The organism is Sphingobacterium sp. UBA1897 (genome assembly GCF_002337775.1).
GTDB classification, from domain to species: Bacteria; Bacteroidota; Bacteroidia; order Sphingobacteriales; family Sphingobacteriaceae; genus Sphingobacterium; species Sphingobacterium siyangense.
This window is the reverse complement of record NZ_DDGR01000030.1, coordinates 1-21,467: the sequence shown is the minus strand read 5'-3', so window position 1 is coordinate 21,467 and position 21,467 is coordinate 1. Positions and strand designations below refer to the sequence as shown.

At 41.5% G+C, this 21,467-nt stretch carries 12 protein-coding genes; 6 read left to right on the top strand and 6 right to left on the bottom strand.

The annotated features are described in order from the left end of the window. Positions 1–299: 299 nt before the first annotated feature. Both B4N43_RS20620 and B4N43_RS20615 read left to right on the top strand, forming a co-directional pair. Complete coding sequence (locus tag B4N43_RS20620; protein WP_286736055.1) at positions 300–2,267, top strand: sensor histidine kinase; 1,968 nt, start codon at positions 300–302, stop codon at positions 2,265–2,267. Positions 2,268–2,279: 12 nt separating this feature from the next. Further along, positions 2,280–2,906, top strand: coding sequence for a response regulator transcription factor (locus tag B4N43_RS20615; protein ID WP_286736053.1), 627 nt, complete (start codon positions 2,280–2,282; stop codon positions 2,904–2,906). Between the two features lie 9 nt (positions 2,907–2,915). Here B4N43_RS20615 and cydB read toward each other — a convergent pair whose 3' ends face one another. Together cydB and B4N43_RS20605 are read right to left on the bottom strand one after the other, a co-directional pair. Further along, positions 2,916–3,992: a cytochrome d ubiquinol oxidase subunit II gene (gene cydB, locus B4N43_RS20610; RefSeq protein WP_145329483.1), complete on the bottom strand. Its 1,077-nt coding sequence runs from the start codon at positions 3,990–3,992 to the stop codon at positions 2,916–2,918. A 6-nt stretch (positions 3,993–3,998) separates the two neighbouring features. Then, complete coding sequence (locus B4N43_RS20605; protein WP_075991874.1) at positions 3,999–5,336, bottom strand: cytochrome ubiquinol oxidase subunit I; 1,338 nt, start codon at positions 5,334–5,336, stop codon at positions 3,999–4,001. Between the two features lie 226 nt (positions 5,337–5,562). On the opposite strand from B4N43_RS20605, the gene B4N43_RS20600 reads away from it, so the two are divergent. The 4 genes from B4N43_RS20600 (at position 5,563) to B4N43_RS20585 (ending at position 13,137) form a co-directional block, all read left to right on the top strand. Beyond that, entirely contained in the window at positions 5,563–6,549 is a 987-nt protein-coding gene (locus tag B4N43_RS20600) for a hypothetical protein (RefSeq protein ID WP_286736052.1), read from the top strand. A 439-nt stretch (positions 6,550–6,988) separates the two neighbouring features. After that, positions 6,989–10,084, top strand: a complete 3,096-nt coding sequence (locus B4N43_RS20595; RefSeq protein WP_286736051.1) for a SusC/RagA family TonB-linked outer membrane protein — start codon at positions 6,989–6,991, stop codon at positions 10,082–10,084. Between the two features lie 34 nt (positions 10,085–10,118). Beyond that, entirely contained in the window at positions 10,119–11,729 is a 1,611-nt protein-coding gene (locus tag B4N43_RS20590) for a RagB/SusD family nutrient uptake outer membrane protein (protein WP_286736050.1), read from the top strand. Between the two features lie 73 nt (positions 11,730–11,802). Then, positions 11,803–13,137, top strand: a complete 1,335-nt coding sequence (locus B4N43_RS20585) for a sulfatase-like hydrolase/transferase (protein ID WP_286736049.1) — start codon at positions 11,803–11,805, stop codon at positions 13,135–13,137. Between the two features lie 83 nt (positions 13,138–13,220). Here the strand turns inward: B4N43_RS20585 and bglX are convergent, their stop codons facing one another. The 4 genes from bglX to B4N43_RS20565 form a co-directional block, all read right to left on the bottom strand. After that, the gene (gene bglX, locus B4N43_RS20580; protein ID WP_286736048.1) at positions 13,221–15,497 is read right to left on the bottom strand and encodes a beta-glucosidase BglX; all 2,277 of its coding nucleotides are present in this window, start codon (positions 15,495–15,497) and stop codon (positions 13,221–13,223) included. A 164-nt stretch (positions 15,498–15,661) separates the two neighbouring features. Beyond that, complete coding sequence (locus B4N43_RS20575; RefSeq protein ID WP_286736047.1) at positions 15,662–17,047, bottom strand: glucoamylase family protein; 1,386 nt, start codon at positions 17,045–17,047, stop codon at positions 15,662–15,664. Positions 17,048–17,123: 76 nt separating this feature from the next. Then, on the bottom strand, positions 17,124–18,554 hold the full coding sequence (locus B4N43_RS20570; protein ID WP_075991878.1) for a RagB/SusD family nutrient uptake outer membrane protein: 1,431 nt from the start codon (positions 18,552–18,554) through the stop codon (positions 17,124–17,126). Positions 18,555–18,574: 20 nt separating this feature from the next. Beyond that, positions 18,575–21,439 carry a SusC/RagA family TonB-linked outer membrane protein gene (locus B4N43_RS20565; RefSeq protein ID WP_286736056.1) on the bottom strand — a complete coding sequence of 955 codons (2,865 nt, stop codon included), beginning with the start codon at positions 21,437–21,439 and terminating at the stop codon, positions 18,575–18,577. Between the last annotated feature and the right edge of the window lie 28 nt (positions 21,440–21,467).

Below are 21,467 nucleotides of genomic sequence, written 5' to 3'. Positions count from 1 at the left end.
GAGGCTTTTTTATCAACGAGAGATGTTTTAGTCTGGACAATTAATTTAAAAAAGTAGAAGAATATCTTTAGCAATTCATCGCGGAGATATATCTTTGTTTTTTGGACCCGCCATTTGATTATGCGGTTTTCCGACCTATATGTTCTATTGTCGACTTTGAAGAAGCCTCATCGACGGCAAATTTAGAGGTAGAGAGAAGTCTTTGACCACCATAAGACTTTCTTGTCACATATTATGAAACCATTGGCTGAAAAGGCCCCATTTAGTTTAATTGTTTAAATGATTAAGATATTGGATTAATGATGTTTCAGTTGAAAGAGTTAACGAAGATAATTGCCTTTTTTATAGTATACTTTACTGTACACGCTGTAGCTGCACAGAGTTTTTTGCCATTGGATGAAAATAAATATCGATCTGATGCGGAAAAGTTATTGCTATCGAGTTCGGAGGACAGTGTGAAAGCAATGCAGCATTTTTATTTGGCAGATTACTATAGATTTAGAGATACGACCAAATTTTGGGATCATATGCGACAGGGGGAGCGGCTAGCCAAACCGTTCCGGAGCTTACAGGCGATGGGGGCACTTTACAAAAGCTTTTATTATGGGCAATTTCTGGATAGTAAAAATGCAGGAGTTGAAGCCCAACGATGTGTAGACCTCCTTGGAAATGCGCAAAAGCCTTTTCAGCAGGGGCTTTTGGCCAAAGCTTGGTATAATCTGGGCTTAATTCGATTTCCTAAAAAAGGATTTGCTGATTTTCTGGATATTCTTAACGGGAAGTGCTTGCCTTATGCGAAAGCACATGATCCCATCATGGAAGGTAGTATAAATACGATGATCGGCATGACGTTTATGTCGTCCAATCAGCTTGCAAAAGCTGATGAATACCATCAATTGGCCATAAAGCAGCTCGAGCAGCAACCGCCGAGTGCCGCACTTGTGGTGGCTTATCTCAATACAGTCAGTAATTATTGCTATCAGGTGAAATCCAAAGAAGCAAGAGTACTGTTGGACAAAGTCAAACAGCTCCTGAACGATTACCCGAATTCTTCCCAATTACCCAACTACTATTACAATGAAGCGCTTTATTTTACCACAAAGCAACAGACTGATGAAGCCCTTCGCCTGTTGGATATCGGTTTGGATTGGTCGGTGAAAATGAACAATTGGAAATTATTCCAGATGATGCGGTTCAGAAAGTTTAATGTGTATCTCTTACAGAAAAAGTATGCTGATGCTAAACTGCAGTTGGAGGAAATCGTGAAAAATGGATTATTAACGCGAGATCTTTACAACAGTAAAATTGTGTACAGTCAACTGGCGGGTGTGGATGAGCTTATGGGTAATTATCAGGATGCGCTAAAGATGTCCAATATGGCAAATAAACTATCCGATAGCATTCAGAAGGTCCAATTGCTGGAAAAAATGAATGAGATGGAGACGAAATATAAGACCGTTGAAAAAGAAAAAGAAATTTTGAATCTACGCGCAGAAAAGGATCGCAACCAATTTCGGATTTTTCTCGTTTTGGGTATTGCCGTTTTGCTTTTTTGTATTGTGCTTTTTGTTGCTTTTTTCTATCGAAAACAACGGAAGCTCAATACACAGATTCAGCTCAACCACGAAATTGTGTTGGACAAATTGGAAAAGGAAAAACAGCTACAAATTTCGGAATCTATGCTCAAGGGGGAGCAGCAGGAGCGTCAGCGTATAGCCCAAGATCTGCACGATAGCATAGGAGGTATGTTAACAGGTTTAAAATTTAAGATTGCCGGCGATGTAGCAAAGGGTACACTCTTGACTGATGAAGTGCCGCAGAAGTTGAACGACATCTTAGGCGAAGTAAGGCGGATATCCCATAATCTAATGCCCGAATCGTTGCGTCAGTTTGGATTGATAGCAGCATTGGAGCAATTGTGTCTGGCAATGAAAAATAGTCATGTTTCGATCCAATTTGAAAACTATGAACCTGAATTGAATGTGGATTTTCAAAAAGGATTGGCCATATATCGAATTGTTCAAGAGGCTATTTCAAATGCATTAAAGTATGCAAACGCAGATACGATTATCGTTCAGGTGAGTAAATCGGACGAAGTACTGCATATCCTCGTAGAGGATAACGGCAAAGGCTTTGATTCCGCTGTGTTAAATTATGGATTGGGTTTAAATAATATGGTCAATAGAGTGAAATGGATCAATGGATCAATTGATATTCAGAGTAAACTTGGATCCGGAACTCAAATCGAAATTGGTGTAACTGTTTAAATAGGCTGAGTCATGAAGATAATTGCAGTGTTAGACGATCATCCTTTATTGTTGGAAGGTGTTGCCTCTTTTCTCAATAATCAGGATGGGTATCTTGTATATCCCTTTTTGGAAGAAATTACGTTAATTGAATTTTTAAAGGTCACGAAAGCGGATCTCCTACTTATGGATATGCAGCTGTTGAAGACAAATGGAGTGGATGTCTGTACTCAGGTGAGGAAACTGTTTCCTATGATTCCTATTGTTGCATTGAGTAATTTGGCCAATGGTAACCTTATTGTTCAGTTTATGCAGGCAGGTGGAAATGGCTATATCTTAAAGGATGTTAGCAACGAAGAATTCCTGGGCTGTGTACAGCTCGGATTGGATGGCAAAGAAGCAATTTGTGATCGGGCAAAAGAACTTTATCGTGGTGCAATTTCTACGATCAGCAGTCTACCCAGGCTTACACAGCGTGAAAAAGAGATTTTGACGTTGATCTCCAATGGACTTACTACAAACCAGATTGCCGAGCAGTTATTTTTAAGTCCAGTTACTGTGGAGACGCATCGGCGCAATCTCCTAACTAAATTTAAAGTTAAAAATATGATTGAACTTGTACAGCTTGCGATGAAACATAAGTTGTTGGGACTCGAATAGAGACCGCCCTTAGTGTTCACCGTAACCGACGTCATCAAGCTTACCTTTGAAGACCCTAAATTGGATAATAAAATAGGCAACCACCAGAATTGCTGCAAACATAAACCAGCCTAAACCTACTGAAAGACCATATTCATGTGCTGCAGCATTTTGAATCGTCAAGGAAGGATTTACGTCATTCGTTGAAGGCAATAATATAGGGAACATGGAAGCAACGGTCGTGGCAAAACTCCCCAGTATAAACAGGGATGAAAATAGGAAGCCAATACCATCTTTCTTAAAAGTTTTGATCCAAAATTGTCCAAGTAATCCAACGGCAGCAATCAAAGGAAATATCCACAGCCAATAATGATTTTGAAGATTGTTTAAGGAAATGGGTTTCACATAATGCCATACATAGGCCGATAGTAGGACGAGAATAAGCAAGACAAAGTTGAGTTTAAAAACAATATTCTTTAATCTGGTATTTAGTGTGCTGGATGTTTTCAGAATGACCCAGCCTGCACCGTGGATTGTTAATGTAACGACGGCAACTAAACCTAATATGATGGTGAACCAGTCTATAATGCCTTGATGTTGGGCTAATGGGTCAAATGTCGGATTCCAAAGCGCTAAAAAGAAATAATGTGGCTCTTGGGTCGATACACCATTTTCTACCATACCTAGGTTTACTCCGCGAACGACATTGCCTAGGGCAGCGCCAAAGAAAAGTGCCAGCAACAGGCTTGCTAGACCAAAAGCTTTATCCCATAAAGCCTCCCAAAGACGATGGTGAACCTGACCTCTGAGTTCAAGACTTATCGCTCTAAAAATAAGCAACCATAATACCAGCATGAGCGGCAAGTAAAATCCACTGAAAGAGGAGGCATAAAGTGTTGGGAAAGCAAAGAATAGGACACCACCCGAAGCGATGAGCCAAACTTCATTGGCATCCCAAAACGGCCCAATCGCGTTAGTAACAGCTTTTTTCTCCTGTTCGGATTTAGCAAAGAATAGATGGACGATTCCCGCCCCAAAATCGTACCCATCGAGTACGATATAAATTCCCAGCATGAAAGTTAATACGATAAACCAGAATATTTCCATAGCTAATTAGGTTAATGCAACTGTCGTTTCAGGCCCTTTTCTAATGATCTTCAAGACTAACATCAGAAATAACAAACCCAAAAGAATGTATAAACCGACGAAGCCGAGAAAGGTAAATAATGTATTTCCAGAAGATACGGTAGGGGATACACCGTCTACCATACGCATGAGATTATAAACTAGCCAAGGTTGTCGTCCCAGTTCCGCCGTATACCAGCCTGCAGTATTCGCGATGTAGGGGAAAGGAATCATAAACATAATGATCCACAACAACCATTTCGTTTGATACAACCTGTTCCGCCAAAGCAGTAGTGCTCCAAGGACCATAATGCCAATGAATATGGTACCCAAACCTACCATGATGTGATAACTGTAATACAGTCCGGGCACGTTAGTTGGATGTAAAGATTGGTCAAATTCATTTAATCCTTTAATTTCTGCATCCCAACGCTGGTAGGTCAGGAAGCTCAATACATTCGGTACGGCTATCTTATTGTCCAATTTTTTGTTTTCCATGTCCGGTTGACCGATCAGAATAATCTCTGATCCGCCTTTCTCAGTTTTGAAAATTCCCTCCATGCCAGCAAAGGCTGCTGGCTGATATTTGACTACGTTTTTGGCTGCAAGGTCTCCTGTAGGAAACGCCAGCATAACGGAGGAAATAGCGCCAAAAATAACACCGCTTTTAACGAATATCTTTCCAAACTTACTATGCCTGTCACTTAACAGATAGAAGGCTCCAATAGAAGCAACGAAAAACGAGCTGGTCACCAATGAAGCGGCTTGATTATGTAGATAAGATGGCCATAACCATGGATTACTGAATAATGCACTAAAATTGTTCAGTACAAATTTGCCGTTTTCAAGAATCTCATACCCAACAGGATGCTGCATCCAGGAATGCGTGGCGATAATCAGGAAACCACTGGCCCAAGATCCAATAAAGACCATGAGTCCGGATAAAAAATGGAGCTTATGCCCCAGCAACTTTTCTCCAAAAAGAAACATCCCCAGAAATGAAGATTCCAGGAAAAAGGAAAACATACCTTCCATGGCTAAGGTCTGTCCGATAATACCGCCCGTAAGTTCAGAAAATTTGGCCCAGTTGGTGCCAAACTGAAATTCCATGGGAATGCCTGTTACAACGCCCATGGTGAAATTTAGCGCAAAGATTTTCATCCAAAACTTGGAAGCATGGTTGTAGTCTTCATTTTTTGTTTGCAGAAATTTCCATTTGAAATAGACGATCATTAAGGATAAACCCATGGTCAATTGAGGGAATAAATAATGGAATGTAATTGTAAATGCGAACTGAAGTCGATTATAGAGAATCATATCTTCCATGTAGCCGAAGTTTTGGTTAAAAGACAGTTAAATATAGCCATTTTATTTGCGTATATATCCATGAAACTGTTTTATTTTTTGATAAAATAGCTGGTTTTTTATTGTTTTCTGTCCTAAGTGTAAAATCTGAAAATCAACACAAGGCATCCACCGCTGTAATCTCTTTTTTATCTTATCTTCGTCCGAATTTAAGATAACGGCGGAAGGGTAGAAGAGCATTAGGGAAATGAAGAAAGTGCTAATTTTGATGGGTGTTTTATTGATACCCATACTTTTTATTATACTGAATAATACGGGCCGGGGAACAGTCGCTAAAGATAATATTGTGTTTCGGGATAAATTATCTGATTACAATTTATTCAAGGGCAAAATTGCTGATCTTGTTCCAAATGACCAGGGGGTCTCTTATGAATTAGCTTCGGCCCTATTTACAGACTATACCGATAAAAAGCGTGTCATCTTTCTTCCTAAGGGACGAAAAATGATCGCCGCAGACGATGGTTTGCCCAGCTTCCCCGATGGTACCATCATTGCCAAAACTTTTTTTTATCCTCCGAGAGATGCGGTAGGGGACTCGAGACAGCGGCTGCTTGAAACGCGGCTTTTGATTCATAAAGACGGACAGTGGAACGCAGCTACCTATCAATGGAATGCGGCCCAAGAGGAAGCTTTTCTGTTGATGGACAGTGCTTCCGTGCATGTCTCCTTTTTGGACAACAAAGGTGTTGAGCGACAAACAAATTATATTATTCCTTCCCGAAAGGATTGTATGGCATGCCATCGACAAGGAAATCATTTGCTCCCGATAGGTCCGAAGATCAGAAATCTAAACCGGATAATCGTTCACGATGGTGACAGTATCCAGCAATTGGTCTGGTTGACTCAGATGGAGGCACTCGATCTGAAATCGTTCAAAGTTTCCAATAGTTTGCCCGGTTATGAGGATATTGGTCAATCGACTGCAAATCGTGCCCGAGCTTATCTCGAGATCAATTGCGCCCATTGTCACAACCCTAAAGGAACGGCCTATATGACCATGCTGGATCTGAGGTATGAAAGCCCGTTGAATGAAACTGGGATTTGGTTAAAACAAGCTAAGATTATTGGACGGATGTCTACATTGGGAGAGATGCATATGCCTCAAAAGGGGACTACTGTACTTCATGATGAAGGAATACTGCTGATTAAAACCTATTTAGAAACACTACAATAGAATCTTCTTGCTTATCCCTAATCGACAATCTTTTAAGCCTGCCAGCTCGCTTTTATAGCCCCGCTGCATATCCTATTTATTTCTTTTAATAAAATCTATAGAATTAGTAGATTATATTAAAATTACTTCTATATTTGTGAGAAGATAACAGGTCGCGAATGAAAACATGTATTACTTTTCAGCGTGGCGAATTAACACATTATTATGGAACATATCAATATTAGTAAAAGCACATTTTTCGTAAGTATTACTGCAAAGTCTTTGAAGGCTAAATCCCCAGATGTAAGAAAGATGCGAATGTGCCATATAGGATAATTTCCCTTATCTTTTCTCAAACTGACAGCAGGGGAGGCGCTCGCTTCCCCTCATGTCTTCAAAATAAAAACAAGTTTTCGATTGGCGTTGGCACTTGTTCGTATTCACCATTAACACTTTATCTATGAAAAATTTTAGGGTACTCCGGTATTCTACCTTGTCGCTATGTTTACTATTATCTGGCGTTGGGCATCAGGTATATGCACAAACAGATGTCAGACCGATTATCAATGCATCCTTATCGGGATATGTATATGATAGCCAGCTTAAACAACCTCTTGAAGGCGTAACCATTCAACTCGAAGCCGTAACTCATGCTGTTACGAGCGATCAAAAAGGTTTTTTTCAAATTGTAACGGGACAGAAATTACCCTTTTCGATTACACTCTCGCGCATTGGTTACAAAAAAAAGACCGTGTTAGTTTCCGAATCTCCCACGAAAATTGAATTGGATCCAGTTACACAGGACCTTGATGAGGTGGTCGTTGTTGGCTATGGAACGCAGAAAAAAATCTCGTTGACCAATTCAGTCGCCAGTATTGATGGTGATAAACTGACGAAAAGACCGGTTTCTAATACGCAGCAAGCTTTACAGGGCCTATTGCCGGGGGTAACTGTGCAAGACCTTGGTGGAAAACCAGGACAATCAGCTGCCAATATTCGAATCAGAGGACTGACTACATTTAATACCAATTCGAGCAGCACCAGTGGATATGATCTCAGCAAGAATAATGCTTTGGTCATCGTGGATGGAATTGAACAACCCTGGTCCAAGTTAAACCCCAATGATATTGCCTCAATTTCAGTCCTAAAGGATGCGGCTTCCACGGCGATATATGGATCACGCGCGACCAACGGTGTAATTATTGTAACCACCAAAAGTGCAAAATCCGGACATGTTGTGATTGATTATAATGGCTATTACGCTTTACAGAAATCAATTAATAAGCCCAAGCAGATGGATGCCGTATCCTACCTCCAATTGCAACAGGACGCCTACCGTAATGCGGGACTGGCGGTACCAGCGCGATTTAGTGACGAATCCATTACGGCCTACCAAACGGCAACTGATCGTGAAAAATATCCTTTACCGAATACATGGTTTGACACGCTGTTGAAAACAGCTCCTCAACAAGATCATGCCTTGTCATTCGCTGGTGGAAATGAGATCCTGCGCTCCAGATTGGCCGTTCGTTATAACAAGCAGGATGGTATTATTGAGCATTATGGTGCTGAATTGGCGGATATCCGGCTAAACAACGATTACAAAGCAACCTCTTGGCTTAATTTTACGGGAAGTATAAACTACCGATATAGCAAAGCCGCCGAGCCCGGACGTGATCCGATCAATAACTTTCTCCATGGCTCGATGTGGGTGGTGCCTAAATATGATGATGGTACCTACGGATTAAGTACGCAAGGAAATAATCCTTTAATGTTGATTGAAAAAAGTGGTTTTAAAAAGGTAAATGAAAACTACCTAAGCTCCATCGTTAAAACGGACATTCAATTAGTGAAAAATTTGTTGTTTACTTCCCAATTTGGTGTTAGGGTAAACTTCAACAACAGCAAAACCTTTTTGAACGCTTTTGACAATAAAGACCGAAATACAGGGATAGTAAAGAGTTTTCCGATCAATTCGTTAACCGAAATTCGTGATAATAGCAGCGAGTATACATGGAACAACCTGTTGACCTATCAGTTGACGACCGGGCCAAATCATATCAAGGCATTAGCTGGGTATTCACAGATTCACAATTACCAAAATTATCTTACGGCCTATCGCGAACGATTCTACAACAATGACATTACCTCTATTGGACAGGGCGCTGACGACGCTACAAAAAATAATAGCGGTTATGATGTGCAGTATGGCTTGCGTTCTTTTTTTGGTCGGATAAACTACGATTGGAAGGGCAAGTACCTGCTTGAAGTGAATGGCCGCTATGATGGTTCATCCCGTTTTACGGGAGACAAACAATACGGTTTTTTCCCTTCGGCATCAGCTGGATGGCTACTATCCAAGGAAGAGTTTTGGAAACCCATAGGGAATTGGTTGAACGAATTCAAGTTGCGTGCTTCCTGGGGAAAGACGGGAAACCAATCTGTCGACTTGTATAGTTATTATTCGGCCTTAATTGCAGCAGGATATGATTTTGGGGGTAAATCTGTACAGGGGTATCGGCTGGACAGTTATGCCAATCAGCAATTGGGTTGGGAGTCTACGACACAGTATGACTTGGGTTTGGATGCCGCTTTCCTAAACAATCGCTTGACGTTTACCTTGGATTATTATAACAAGGTTACCGACGATATTTTACTGAATCTGGATATTCCCGCCGTTTTGGGATTAAAACCTTCACCCCAAAATGCTGGTACGGTACTGAATCGTGGCTGGGAATTCAGTGCAAATTATCAGCAAAGACCAAGCGCTCCTGGGGCTTTTGCTTATCAATTAAATGCAAATTTTAGTATCAACCATAATGAAGTAACAGATTTAAAAGGTACAGGACCCTATATCGCGGGGTCGGATATTGACCCAAGGTATATCATTGCCAAAGGGCTCCCGATCAATACCCTTTGGGGATATAAGACCGACGGTATCTTTCAGTCTGCGGAGGAAATTAAAGCTTATGGTGCTACGTATGCCACCAATACGAAACCTGGAGATGTGAAATATGTGGATTTGAATGGCGACGGTATAATCAATGCAAATGACATGGCCGCCATCGGGAATTCCTTTCCCAAATATACCTTCGGAATTAATGGGAGTTTCAGTTTTAAAAATTTTGATCTTGATCTCCTTTTTCAAGGAGCAGCGAAAGTCGATACGCGATTGTCCGGTGCATTGGCGGAGATGGGAAATCAGGAAGGATTTACACATGAAATATTTACAGGCAATTATTGGACACCAACACATACCGATGCACGCTTTCCACGTGTGGTCAAATATGATTTGCGCAATGTTGCAACGTCGGACCGTTTAGTGGTCGATGGTTCTTATCTGCGTTTGAAAAATATACAGGTTGGGTATACAATACCCCTAAATGCAATCGGAAAGACAGCAATCAACAAACTACGGGTATACCTATCCGCGACAAATTTATGGACAATTTCAAAATTGAACGAATGGAATTTGGATCCCGAAGCGGAATCTGGTCGAGCAGTATATTATCCGCAAACTGGACTTTATACACTGGGTGTGAATTTGACCCTGTAGTGTGATTGTTACTATACTATTTAATTAAAAACTCATGAATTTTTACAAATATCTATATCAAAGAGGAAACTGGATTTTCAGTTTCGGACTGTTTTCGCTTATGCTGATGGGCTGTGATAAGAATCTGTTGGATGCCGTACCAACTGATCGTCTGTCGGAGAATATATTTTGGAAGAGTCAAGCAGATGCGGAGCTTGCTGCAAATGCGCTCTACAATGATCTTGACGGAGCGGAAATCTTCTATTCAGATGCATTGACGGACATAGCGCATGTCAATCAGCCTTTCGCTGTGGATGCGTATATCGAGCTTGGTACCTACGACGCTTCAAGCTCCCGATTGTACAATACCTGGAGTAGTGCCTATAAAGGAATCGGTGCGGCCAATTACTTTTTGGCGAATGTTGGTAAAATCGAGGGCAGCCGGGATGAAGCACTAATCGCCAGATTTATCGGCGAGGCTCGTGTGTTAAGAGCCTATCAATATATCAAATTGGCCTATTTATTTGGCGGGGTACCTTTGGTAAAAGCGCCGCTGACCTTGGAAGAGGGAAGGGCGGTACAACGCGCTGACCTTAAAGAAATTTACGATTTTATTGACACTGAATTAGAACTGGCTGCGGCAAGTTTGCCTGAAAGCTACTCCAGTAACGATATCGGGCGCATAACCCGTTGGGCCGCATTGGGCCTGAAAGCACGGTCAGATTTATATGCAGGGAGATTTGCAGCAGCAGCAAAAGCCGCAAAAACGATTATCGATAGCAAACGATTTGAGCTTTACCCCCTGTATGCAAATCTGTTTACGTATGCGGCTGAAAATAATAAAGAGGTGCTGTTGGATAAGCAATTTTTGGAAAATATATACACACAAAGTGTTTTTAACCTCTTAGCCCCCTATAGCCAGCAAAATGGGCAAAGTACCTATGTGCCTACCAAAGCCTTGACAGATAGTTACGAGACTTCCAGTGGGTTGGTAATTACGGATGCCAATAGTGGTTATGATCCCAAAAATCCCTCTGAAAATCGCGACCCGAGGCTTGCTTTGTCAATTTTTTTGGATGGCGATCCGCTTCCAAATGGAGCTATTTTTCGTCCTGCACCCAATAGTGGTACTGCTGATGCTGTGGGGAGTACCTATATTGCTTCCACAACAGGTTTCAATATAAAGAAATATATCGATAAAAAAGATTTGGCAAACCCCTCAAAAAGTGGGTTGAATATCATGCTACTGCGTTATGCCGAAATATTATTGACCTATGCGGAAGCAAAGATTGAGCTCGGCGAAATTGATGGCAGTGTTTACGATGCCATTAACCAAATTAGAAATTCGCGCACTGATGTAAAACTTCCAATAATAAGTAATCAAGTAAATCAGGAACAACTTCGCCAGTTGGTTCGTCGCGAGCGTACGGTGGAACTGGCATTTGAGGGATTGCATCTCGCGGATATAAGACGATGGAAAACTGCTGAAAAGGTAGTTCCTGGTAAAGTGTATGGCATCACCTATCAAAATAATAACGGAGAGGCAGTTGTCGTTGAAGCAGCCTCCGAAAGCCGTGTTTTTGATGCGAAAAAGCATTATCTCTGGCCCATCCCACAACGGGAAATTAACCTCAATCCGAATCTAAAACAGAATCCAAATTGGTAAAAATTGTTATCTTGTGACACGATTCCAATTAACTCATACAAATATGATGCGATACACTAAACTTATGACCTCTATGGCTTTATTTTTACTGGTGGCTTTTGCCAATGCCCAGCAAAAAAAGCCTAATATTATCTTGATTCTGACCGATGATCTTGGTTATAGCGACATTGGTTGTTATGGAAGTCCGAATATCTCAACCCCTTTTTTGGACTCGATCGCCAGTAAGGGCGTGAGAGCAACAAACTTTATGGTTTCTACGCCCTCGTGTACACCGTCAAGAGCTTCTTTATTAACCGGAAGATATGCTTCCCGTTATAATCTTCCTGCACCGATCGGTCCAGGGTCAAATTTAGGCTTGCCTGACGATGAGGAAACGATTGCCGAATTATTAAAAAAGGTAGGCTATAGAACTGCGTTAATCGGGAAATGGCATTTAGGGGATAAACAGACTTACCATCATCCTAATCAACAAGGCTTCGATTCTTTTTATGGCATGCTGTATAGCCATGATTATCGCGATCCTTATGTAAAAACAGACTCTGTCATTAAGATCTTTAGGAATCGGAAACCTGAAGTCGTTGCGCCTGATGATTCGGACCTGAGCTCACTTTATCACAAAGAAACAGTGAAGTTCATAGAAGACCAAGATAAAGATCATCCATTCTTTTTATACTATGCGCATAATTTCCCGCATCTTCCTTTGGCATTTGCCAACAAAAAGAACCGATTTGCAGATCAGCAAAATGCAGGCCCACTTGGTGCGGTGATGCAGGAGTTAGATCATAATTTTTCGGAGCTCTGGAAAACGGTTGAACGAAAAGGCCTTGCCGATAACACCATTTTGATTTTTTCAAGTGACAATGGTCCCTGGATATCCTATCCATCGCGGATGTCTGATGATCATGCCACAAAAAATTGGCATGTGGGTACTGCTGGAGTCTTCAAAGGTTCGAAAGCCGAAACAACAGAAGGTGGTGTTCGTGTGCCTTTCATTGTTTATGGCAAAGGCTATGCACAAGAAGGAAAAGTTATTCGGCAGGCAATAAGCAACTTGGATGTGTTGCCTACGATAGCCAAATGGACTGGTGCATCCTTGCCGAAGAAATCCATTGATGGCCAAGCTATCGATTCTTTGTTGAATGGGAAATCGGAAGATTTAAAAACAGCACACAGACCGATATTTTTAGTGAATTATGGACATGTTGAGGCTGTTCGGTCAGGTGACTGGAAGTATCGGCGGGTAGCAGGGGGAGTCAATCAGATTTCGGGCAAACCCTATGATGCTATTGAAGAATTACATAACATTGCCTGGGATCCGAGCGAAAGAACAAATATTTTAAAGGATTATCCAGAAAAAGCGGCGGAATTGCGCGTATTGTTTGAAAGCTTTGATGGGAATATGAAATAGGTAGGCGTAACGACAGCCTAACATAAACAAGGCGGACCTTATTTCCTAAGGTCCGCCTTGTTTTTTATACAGTTGCAATAGATTTAAAGCAATTCAAATTCTTTTTCTTTTACATCGCGACTGTTCGGACCAATATAGACTTTGAAATTCCCTGGTTCGGCAACATAATTGAGGTTGTTGTCGAAGAATTTAAGATCGTCTACTTTGATGTTAAAGTTTACGGTTTTTTGTTCTCCTTTTTTGAGGAATATTTTTTGAAACCCTTTTAATTCTTTTACGGGACGAGTGACAGAGCCAACTAAGTCCTGGATATAGAGTTGCACCGTTTCTTCCGCATCATAATTTCCTGTATTACTGATGTCGATACTTGCCTGAAGAGTACCTTTATCGTCGATTGTGTTGCGGTCAAGACGGATGTCACTATAGGTAAAAGTTGTATAACTTAATCCGTAACCAAAAGGGTAGAGCGGGGAATTGCTTACATCCAGGTAATTTGATTTGAATTTTTCAAAATCACCCGAGTTTCCATAAGGTCTGCCGGTATTTTTGTGTGCATAATAGATCGGAATCTGACCAACATTGCGTGGGAAAGTGGCCGTAATCTTTCCTGAAGGAACGACATCCCCAAATAAAACATCGGCTACTGCTTTTCCTGTTTCCGTTCCGCCAAACCAAACGTTTAATATTGCGGGTACGTGAGCATCTTCCCAGGTGAGCGTTAGCGGCCTACCTGTAAACAGTACCAGTACAACTGGTTTTCCTGTTGCTAATAGTGCTTTTAACAGATTTTGTTGATTTTTCGGAATATCCAGTTCTGAGCGACTGGAGCTTTCACCTGACATTTCAGACGCTTCACCAAGTGCTGCCACAACGACGTCGGATTGTTGGGCAACTTTCAGGGCATCAGCAATGATCTCTTCTTCTTTTCGGGAATCGCGTGCGATGGTACGGCCGAACATGGTTGCGTGGTTTTGGTAAATCGGATCCTCCAACAGATTACTTCCGAGATGGGTGAGAATATTTACTTTGTTGCCTAACACGGCCTTCATTCCCTCAACTAAAGAGGCTGTTTTGTCCAATTCAGCACTGACACTCCAGGTTCCGGGCATATTTGGACCTGAATTGGCTAATGGGCCAATGACAGCAACTGTTCCTGTTTTTTTTAATGGAAGCACTTGGTTTTCGTTTTTCAACAAAACAAATGACTTTGCTGCAATTTCCCGGGCTTTGGCATGATTGGCAGCCGATCCGATCACAGTTTTTGCACGTTTTTCGTCACAATAGCGATAAGGATCGTCAAATAAGCCTAATTTATACTTTGCCTCCAAAACAAAACGGCAAGCCCTGTCAATATCTGCAATTTTGACTTTTCCAGCATCCAAAGATTTTTTTAACGTCGTCAGAAATCCTTCACCGACCATATCCATATCAACGCCAGCATTCAGGCTTAAAGCAGAGACCTGCTGGAGATCACCAAGACCGTGTGCTGTTAATTCGTTTACAGCAGTGTAATCGGTTACGACCAATCCTTTAAAGCCCCATTGCTTGCGTAAGACATCAGTCATTAACCATTTGTTTGCCGAGGCAGGGACTCCATTGATATCATTAAAAGAAGTCATAATACTTCCCGCTCCAGCATCTAATGCCGCTTTGTAAGGCGGTAAATATTCATTGTACATGCGGTGGAGGCTCATATCTGTGCTATTGTAGTCACGGCCACCTTCAGCGGCACCATATAAGGCGAAATGTTTAACACAGGCCATCATGGTGTTGTGTGCTGCCAGGTTATCCCCCTGGAAGCCATGGACGATGGCTTCGGCTACCCGAGAGCTTAGATAGGTATCTTCACCTGCACCTTCGGAAATACGACCCCAGCGTGGATCGCGCGAGATATCTACCATGGGCGAAAATGCCCAATTAATTCCATCGGCGGTCGCTTCTTCGGCTGCTATACGTGCAGATTGTTGAATCAGGTTCATGTCCCAGGTAGCGGCAAGACCTAAAGGAATTGGGAACACCGTACGATACCCGTGAATAACATCCATCCCAAAGATGATGGGTATTTTTAACCGGGATTGCTTGATCGCTATTTCCTGTGTTTTGCGGATTTTCGCTGGTGTACTCATGCTGAAAATCCCACCGATTTGACCATTTTTAATTTTCGCTTCTACTCCCGTGGATACTGTGGTTCCGGTCGTCGCTTCACCACCGGTGACCAAATTAAGTTGTCCAATCTTTTCCTCGACAGTCATCTTAGCCATAAGCTGATTAATGAACGTGTCCATTTTCTGATTGGATTGCGCTGGACTTGTATGCCAGGCGATCAATGCAAGAAGGAAAGTACCTACTACTTTTTTCATCGTATTATTTTTTTGTGCGCATGGATTTTGCTTTCCTCGCTACATGGTAAGTTTATGTAAAGCGCTCAAGATGACTCTTGACGCTCTTTTATGGGATGTCCTGTTGTTTTCGTGGAAGGAACCATTCTCAACGTGTGACGGATTGAAAATGATTCCACAGACCACTATTTTAAATAAGGACTTGTAAAACCGAGTTTCTTTAGTCCTTGTTGAATTTCTGGGGCCTGCATAAATAGCTCCCAGATTTTACCTGTTCTATAGTTTTCGATCATGACAATAATAGGCCCCTGATCGATGGCTAGATAACGTTGTGGATACCAATTTGCCGTTTCACTGTAGGCATCATAGTAGCCATATTTACCCCAGACTTTATTGCCGAGTTGTTTGTCTAGGTATTGCGCAAACTGGATGCTTTCATGTGGGGTGTAGGGCATGGAAGACAAAGCTGCTGTAGGCGAGATCACACCAGGGTCGTTGTCTGGGTGATGTGCATCGTAGCCGTTAATGGAATAGCTGGCTGTCCAGCCCCACCCTTTATCCGAACCATAACCTTTATAACCTTTTGGGTTTAGATCTGCATAAGCCAAATTTATCTTGGCATGGTTGCTTGTCGCTTCCCAATAATCTGCATATTGGTCTTTTAATCCTTTGGGACTCAATCCTAAATAGGAGTAATGTTCCCAGAATAGCGGCCCCACTTCACCTTCTTTGGCATTGTGCTTCAGTACGAGTGGAATATCGTATTTTTTAGCGGAGCTTTTAATGGCCCCAGATCTTGCCCAGCCCTCATGATACACTTGTGGTGCAATAGGGTAGGTAGGTGAGGAGGCTGCTAAAATATAGGTAATCAGACATTCATCGTATCCTCTGACGGGGTGATTTTGCTGGAAGTTAAATTTAGGACTCCAATGCCAATAAATAACATTTTGTCCATTTGTGTAATGATTCCAATTGATTTCTTTCCATAGTTTATCTGCTTTTTGGGCAACGAGTTGGGCAGAATCACCTTTGTCTTTTAGATATTCCCGAATGGCGATTAGGCCTTGGGCTAAAAATGCAGTTTCAACGATGTCACCGCCATTATCTTTTTCACTAAAGGGTTTCGCTGTACCCAGTTCTCCATCGTACCAGTGTGCCCAGGCTCCTTTAAACCGTTCGATTTTGCTTAGATAATCCATGATGTGATCCAGCTTTTGAACACCTTGTTCCTGACTGATAAACCCACGTTCCATGGCGACAATCATACCCATGAGCCCGAAGCCACTACCACCTATGGTCACGACATTACGGTCATTTTGAGGGTAAACACCATCCATATGGATGCGTTCCCTGGCGAGACCGGAAGTAGGTTCGGCACCTTCCCAAAAATATTGAAATGTATGTTGCTGAATAGTTGTTAATAGCGAATCTTCATTGATTTTGCTTCCATCGGTTGAATCAATCTTTGAGGGACTGTCTGGACTGCTATTAGTAGCGTTTTGGCACGAACTGCTGAGAATAAGCGCCAAAGCGATACCGCTAAGTGCTGGATATGCTATTCGTTTTCTCATGGATATGTTGTTTAATTCTTAAAAAAATGTTCAAACGACCATAGGTCGTTTGAACGGAGTTATTTTACTTATATAGTTACCAACCGGTATTTTGCGGCATTTCTGGCGTTTGGATACGTTGATCTTCCGGAATCGGGAAAAGCATCATTTTATCCTGGAACGTTTTTCCATTGGCAGCCATGGCTGTTTTTGCCTGTTTTGTACGGATGAGATCGAACCATCGGTCATGCTCAAATGCTAATTCAAGGCGTCTTTCCTTCCAGATCAATTGACGGAGCTGCGCTTGGTCTGTTGTCGTTACGTTGGCTAATTTTACCCGTGTACGGACAGTATTCAGTGCATTCAGTGCTTCGCTGCTATTGCCAACCTCATTTGCGGCTTCGGCCAGGATAAGATAAATTTCACCTAGACGGAGATAGCGTACGTTTTTATCTGTGTCACCGGCTCCGCCGTTCGCAGAAGAATACGCTTTTTCATTATACATCGGATTTTCTACACCATTGTCAATCAGACGACCATCGTACAGTGTTTCACCCCTGAAAATAATTGTTGCATCACGGCGGATATTATCTTTTTCGGCATTGAATGCATCCAATAAATTTTGACTTGGGATATTAAAACCCCAGCCTAAATTGACTGCTCCTCCACGAGGCGCTTGCACTTGACTATATTGCTGAATACCATGGGCAATTGAACTACCTCGGGCCTGCCATTCAAAGAGCGATTCAGGACCATTTTCCCCTTCTAATCGCCAGATTTTTGCATAATCAGTTTCTAAGCTATAGCCCCCAGAATTAATAACAGCTTTTGCCATATCAGCAGCTTGTTGCCATTTATTTTGGTATAAATATACCTTCGATAGCAACCCCTGCGCAGCGCCTTTGGTTGCCCTGCCCAAATCTTTTGCTGCATAAGCAGATTTGACAGGTAAGTTATCAATAGCGAATTGTAGATCAGCTTCAATATAGGCGTATACTTCAGATGCTGGTTCTCGTTTTATCAAATCACGGTCCTGTATAGGAATATCACCCCATCCGCGCACAAGATAAAAATAGTTCAGGGCACGCAAAAAACGGGCTTCAGCAATCAATCTGTTTTTATAGGTTTCGTCTGTTAAACCAAATTTCTCGGTATATTCAATTGCCTGTGTTGCTCTTCCTATTGATTTGTACCAGCGGATCCACATCGATTTGAATGAACCTGCAGTAGATGTGTAAGTCAGATTGTCTAATAATAATTTGTCTCCTCCTGCGTCGGTTGCTGAACTACCTTTATCTGCGTTGTCAGAAATCATTTCTGTTATGCCTAAAAAAGAAAAAGCGTAATCCCAATCAGTAAACATGCCATAGACGCCGTTAACGAATTGTTCGGGTGTATTGACAGTTTCGCTATCTTCGGCTTCTACACGTTCTTTTGACGGAACATCAAGAAAACTATTGTCTTTACAAGACTGTAGCGCAATGCCCCCACTAAGAAGAATTGCTATATAAAGTTTGTTAATTTTCATTGTCTTCAAAACTAAGGTGATTAAAATTGCATGTTAAGTCCAAAAAGGAAATTACGTGTGGTTGGATAAGCTGAGAGCTCTATCCCGGATGTTAGATTTGGGCTTCCATCTCCGGCCAGTTCAGGAGAGAAGCCGCTATACTTCGTAAACATAAAAGGATTTTGAGCTGTTACATACAACCTCAATTTAGATTTTGAACTATATAAATTATTAAATGTATAACCTACAGTTATATTGTTGATACGGAAATAACTACCTGACTCTAAGTAATAGTTGGAAGGTAAATATGACCTATCTGCTCCGGGGTGTGCATTCGTATGGTTCTCTGGTGTCCAGCGGTTTTCAAAAGTCTCTAGGTCAACATTTTGACCGGCGTTCATGCGCGCACTTTTTAATCCATTGTATACTTTGTTGCCAGAAACCCCATATCCAGATAAATTAAAATCTATCGCTTTATAGTTGATCCCTAAATTAATCCCGTAAGTGGAAGAAGGTAAGAATGAACCAAAGAAAACACGATCACGGGTGTCAATGATACCATCCTCATTCTGATCTTTAAATTTCAGATATCCTGGCCTGGCGGGACCGTTTGATGGATAATTTTTTACATCGTTGTCATCCTGGAATACGCCGTTTGTTTCATACATCCACCAGCCATAAATAGGCTGACCTACCCGGAGCTGTTTTGTTAATTCGCCATTGTTCAAACTACCACCTTGATCGCCATCATAAGCAGCTTTTACTTCCTTAACAGTATTTTTGTTGTAGGCATAATTTATACCTACGGTATAGCTGAAATCCGGGGAGATTGATTTATTCCAGTTTAAAGCAAGCTCAACCCCCTGATTCAGAATTTTTGCTCCATGGTCATAAAATTTTTCTTCATAAGCAGAAGTATATGTCGGTGTAACCAACAAGATCGCATTGGTATTCATCTTATGATAATAGTCTATGGAACCTGAAAGTTGGTTGTTAAAAAATGCGAAATCCAGTCCGGCGCCAGTTTCCTCTGTGACCTCCCAGCTTAAATTTTTAGCAGGGGTCCCATAGGCACTACCAAACACCATGTTTTGTTCTGGGCCAAATACATAATTGTAGTTGGAACTTTCTGGGCTTTGTAAAATTGTGGAAACATTGAGTGGAATATCTTGGTTACCAAGTTTTCCCCAGTTTCCGCGTACTTTCAAGAGATTGATCCAAGTGGCATCCTTCATAAAATCTTCGTTGGTTACTGTCCAGCCTAATCCTACGGAGGGGAATGTGCCCCAGTATTTGCCTGTATTACGAAATACACTAGAACCATCACGGCGTAATGTTGCTGTCAAATAGTATTTACTATCGTAATTATATTGAACACGCCCGAAATAAGACGCCAATGCACGCGGGGTATAATAAGTCTGAAGGGCAATACGGTCGTAATCTGCACCTTGGGTACTATTCGCGAGATTGATATTCCAATATTGCTCTTTTTCCGGAACATCGTAACCCGTCATACTGCTCATACTATTGATGTCATACTTTTCGCGGGACATACCTAATACCGCTTCGATATGATGTTTGTCAAAACTCTTGTTAAATGTTAAAAAGTTTTCCCATGACCAACGGAACTGTTCTAGATCAACGTAATTCAAACTGTTGTTGGCAAACTGAATGTCATCGGAAGATGCTGCCTTATTTGCTGCGAAGTCTTGGTCAGTTTTCTGTGGATTAGCATTTAACCAACGGTCTTTTATATTTGTAAAAACACGTTGTTTAGAATAAAATTTATTTCCACCAATACGTGAATTCACTTTTAGATAATCGGTGATTTTAAATTCTCCTTCGAAGCTACCTTGAAGACGAAGTGTATTTATTTTTTCATTTTGGCGAAGAACCTCGTATAATGGATTGCCTTCATCATTTAATTTGGCCATAATATCGTTAGGAGCGCCAGTTAAACCGCCCAGTCCCGTAGTTTGATTATAGTAGCCCGTTGCGTATCTACCATTGTCGTAACGAATAGGCATTATAGGGGCTTGTCGGTATGCCGTATTAAATGCACTGTAAGGTTTTGGTGTAGAGTTTGTTAACGTTAAATTTAGATTTTGACTAAATTTCAGACGGTTATTTAGAAATTTGTATACATTATTGTTTCGTATGGTATTTCGAACATATTTCGAGCCATCTAAAATACCGTTTTCCGTAAAATTGTTGGCCGATACAAAATAGTCAATTTTTTCGGTACCGCCGGAAATATTTACAGCATTGTTGAAAACCGAACCCGTTTTTAATAGTTCGTCGTACCAATCCGTATCGTAGGTTTGTTGGGGAGCTAAACTAAATTTTTCGCCAGTGGAAGCCCAGTATTCATTTGCATACTGCGAAAATTGAGAAGCATTCGCCATTTTTACTTTATTCAGGACGGTCTTTAATCCAGCATAACTTTCATAATTAATACTAAGAGTTCCGGTTTTACCTTTCTTCGTGGTCACGATAATAACACCATTTGCAGCCCGAAGACCGTAAATAGATGCAGAGGATGCATCCTTCAAAACATCCATAGATTCAATATCTGATGGGTTGATATTATTAATATCTGTTTGTGCAATTCCGTCGACAATATAGAGTGGATTTCTCCCGCCTAGCGCTGTACCCAGTCCCCTTATAATAACATTTGGAGAGGAACCCGGAGCTTCACTTGCGATAATATTTAAACCAGCAGCTTTACCTTGGATGGATTGCATCGCCGACATGGCAGGTTGCTTTGTGATATCGGATGATTTCAAGGAGCTGATCGATCCTGTCAGATCCGCTTTCTTTTGCGTACCGTAACCAATAACCACAACCTCTTCCAGTGCTTGGTTTTGATTTTCTAAGAATACATTGAGTTGCGTTTGATTGCCAATGTAGACGGTTTAAGCTGCGCCCGTTTGT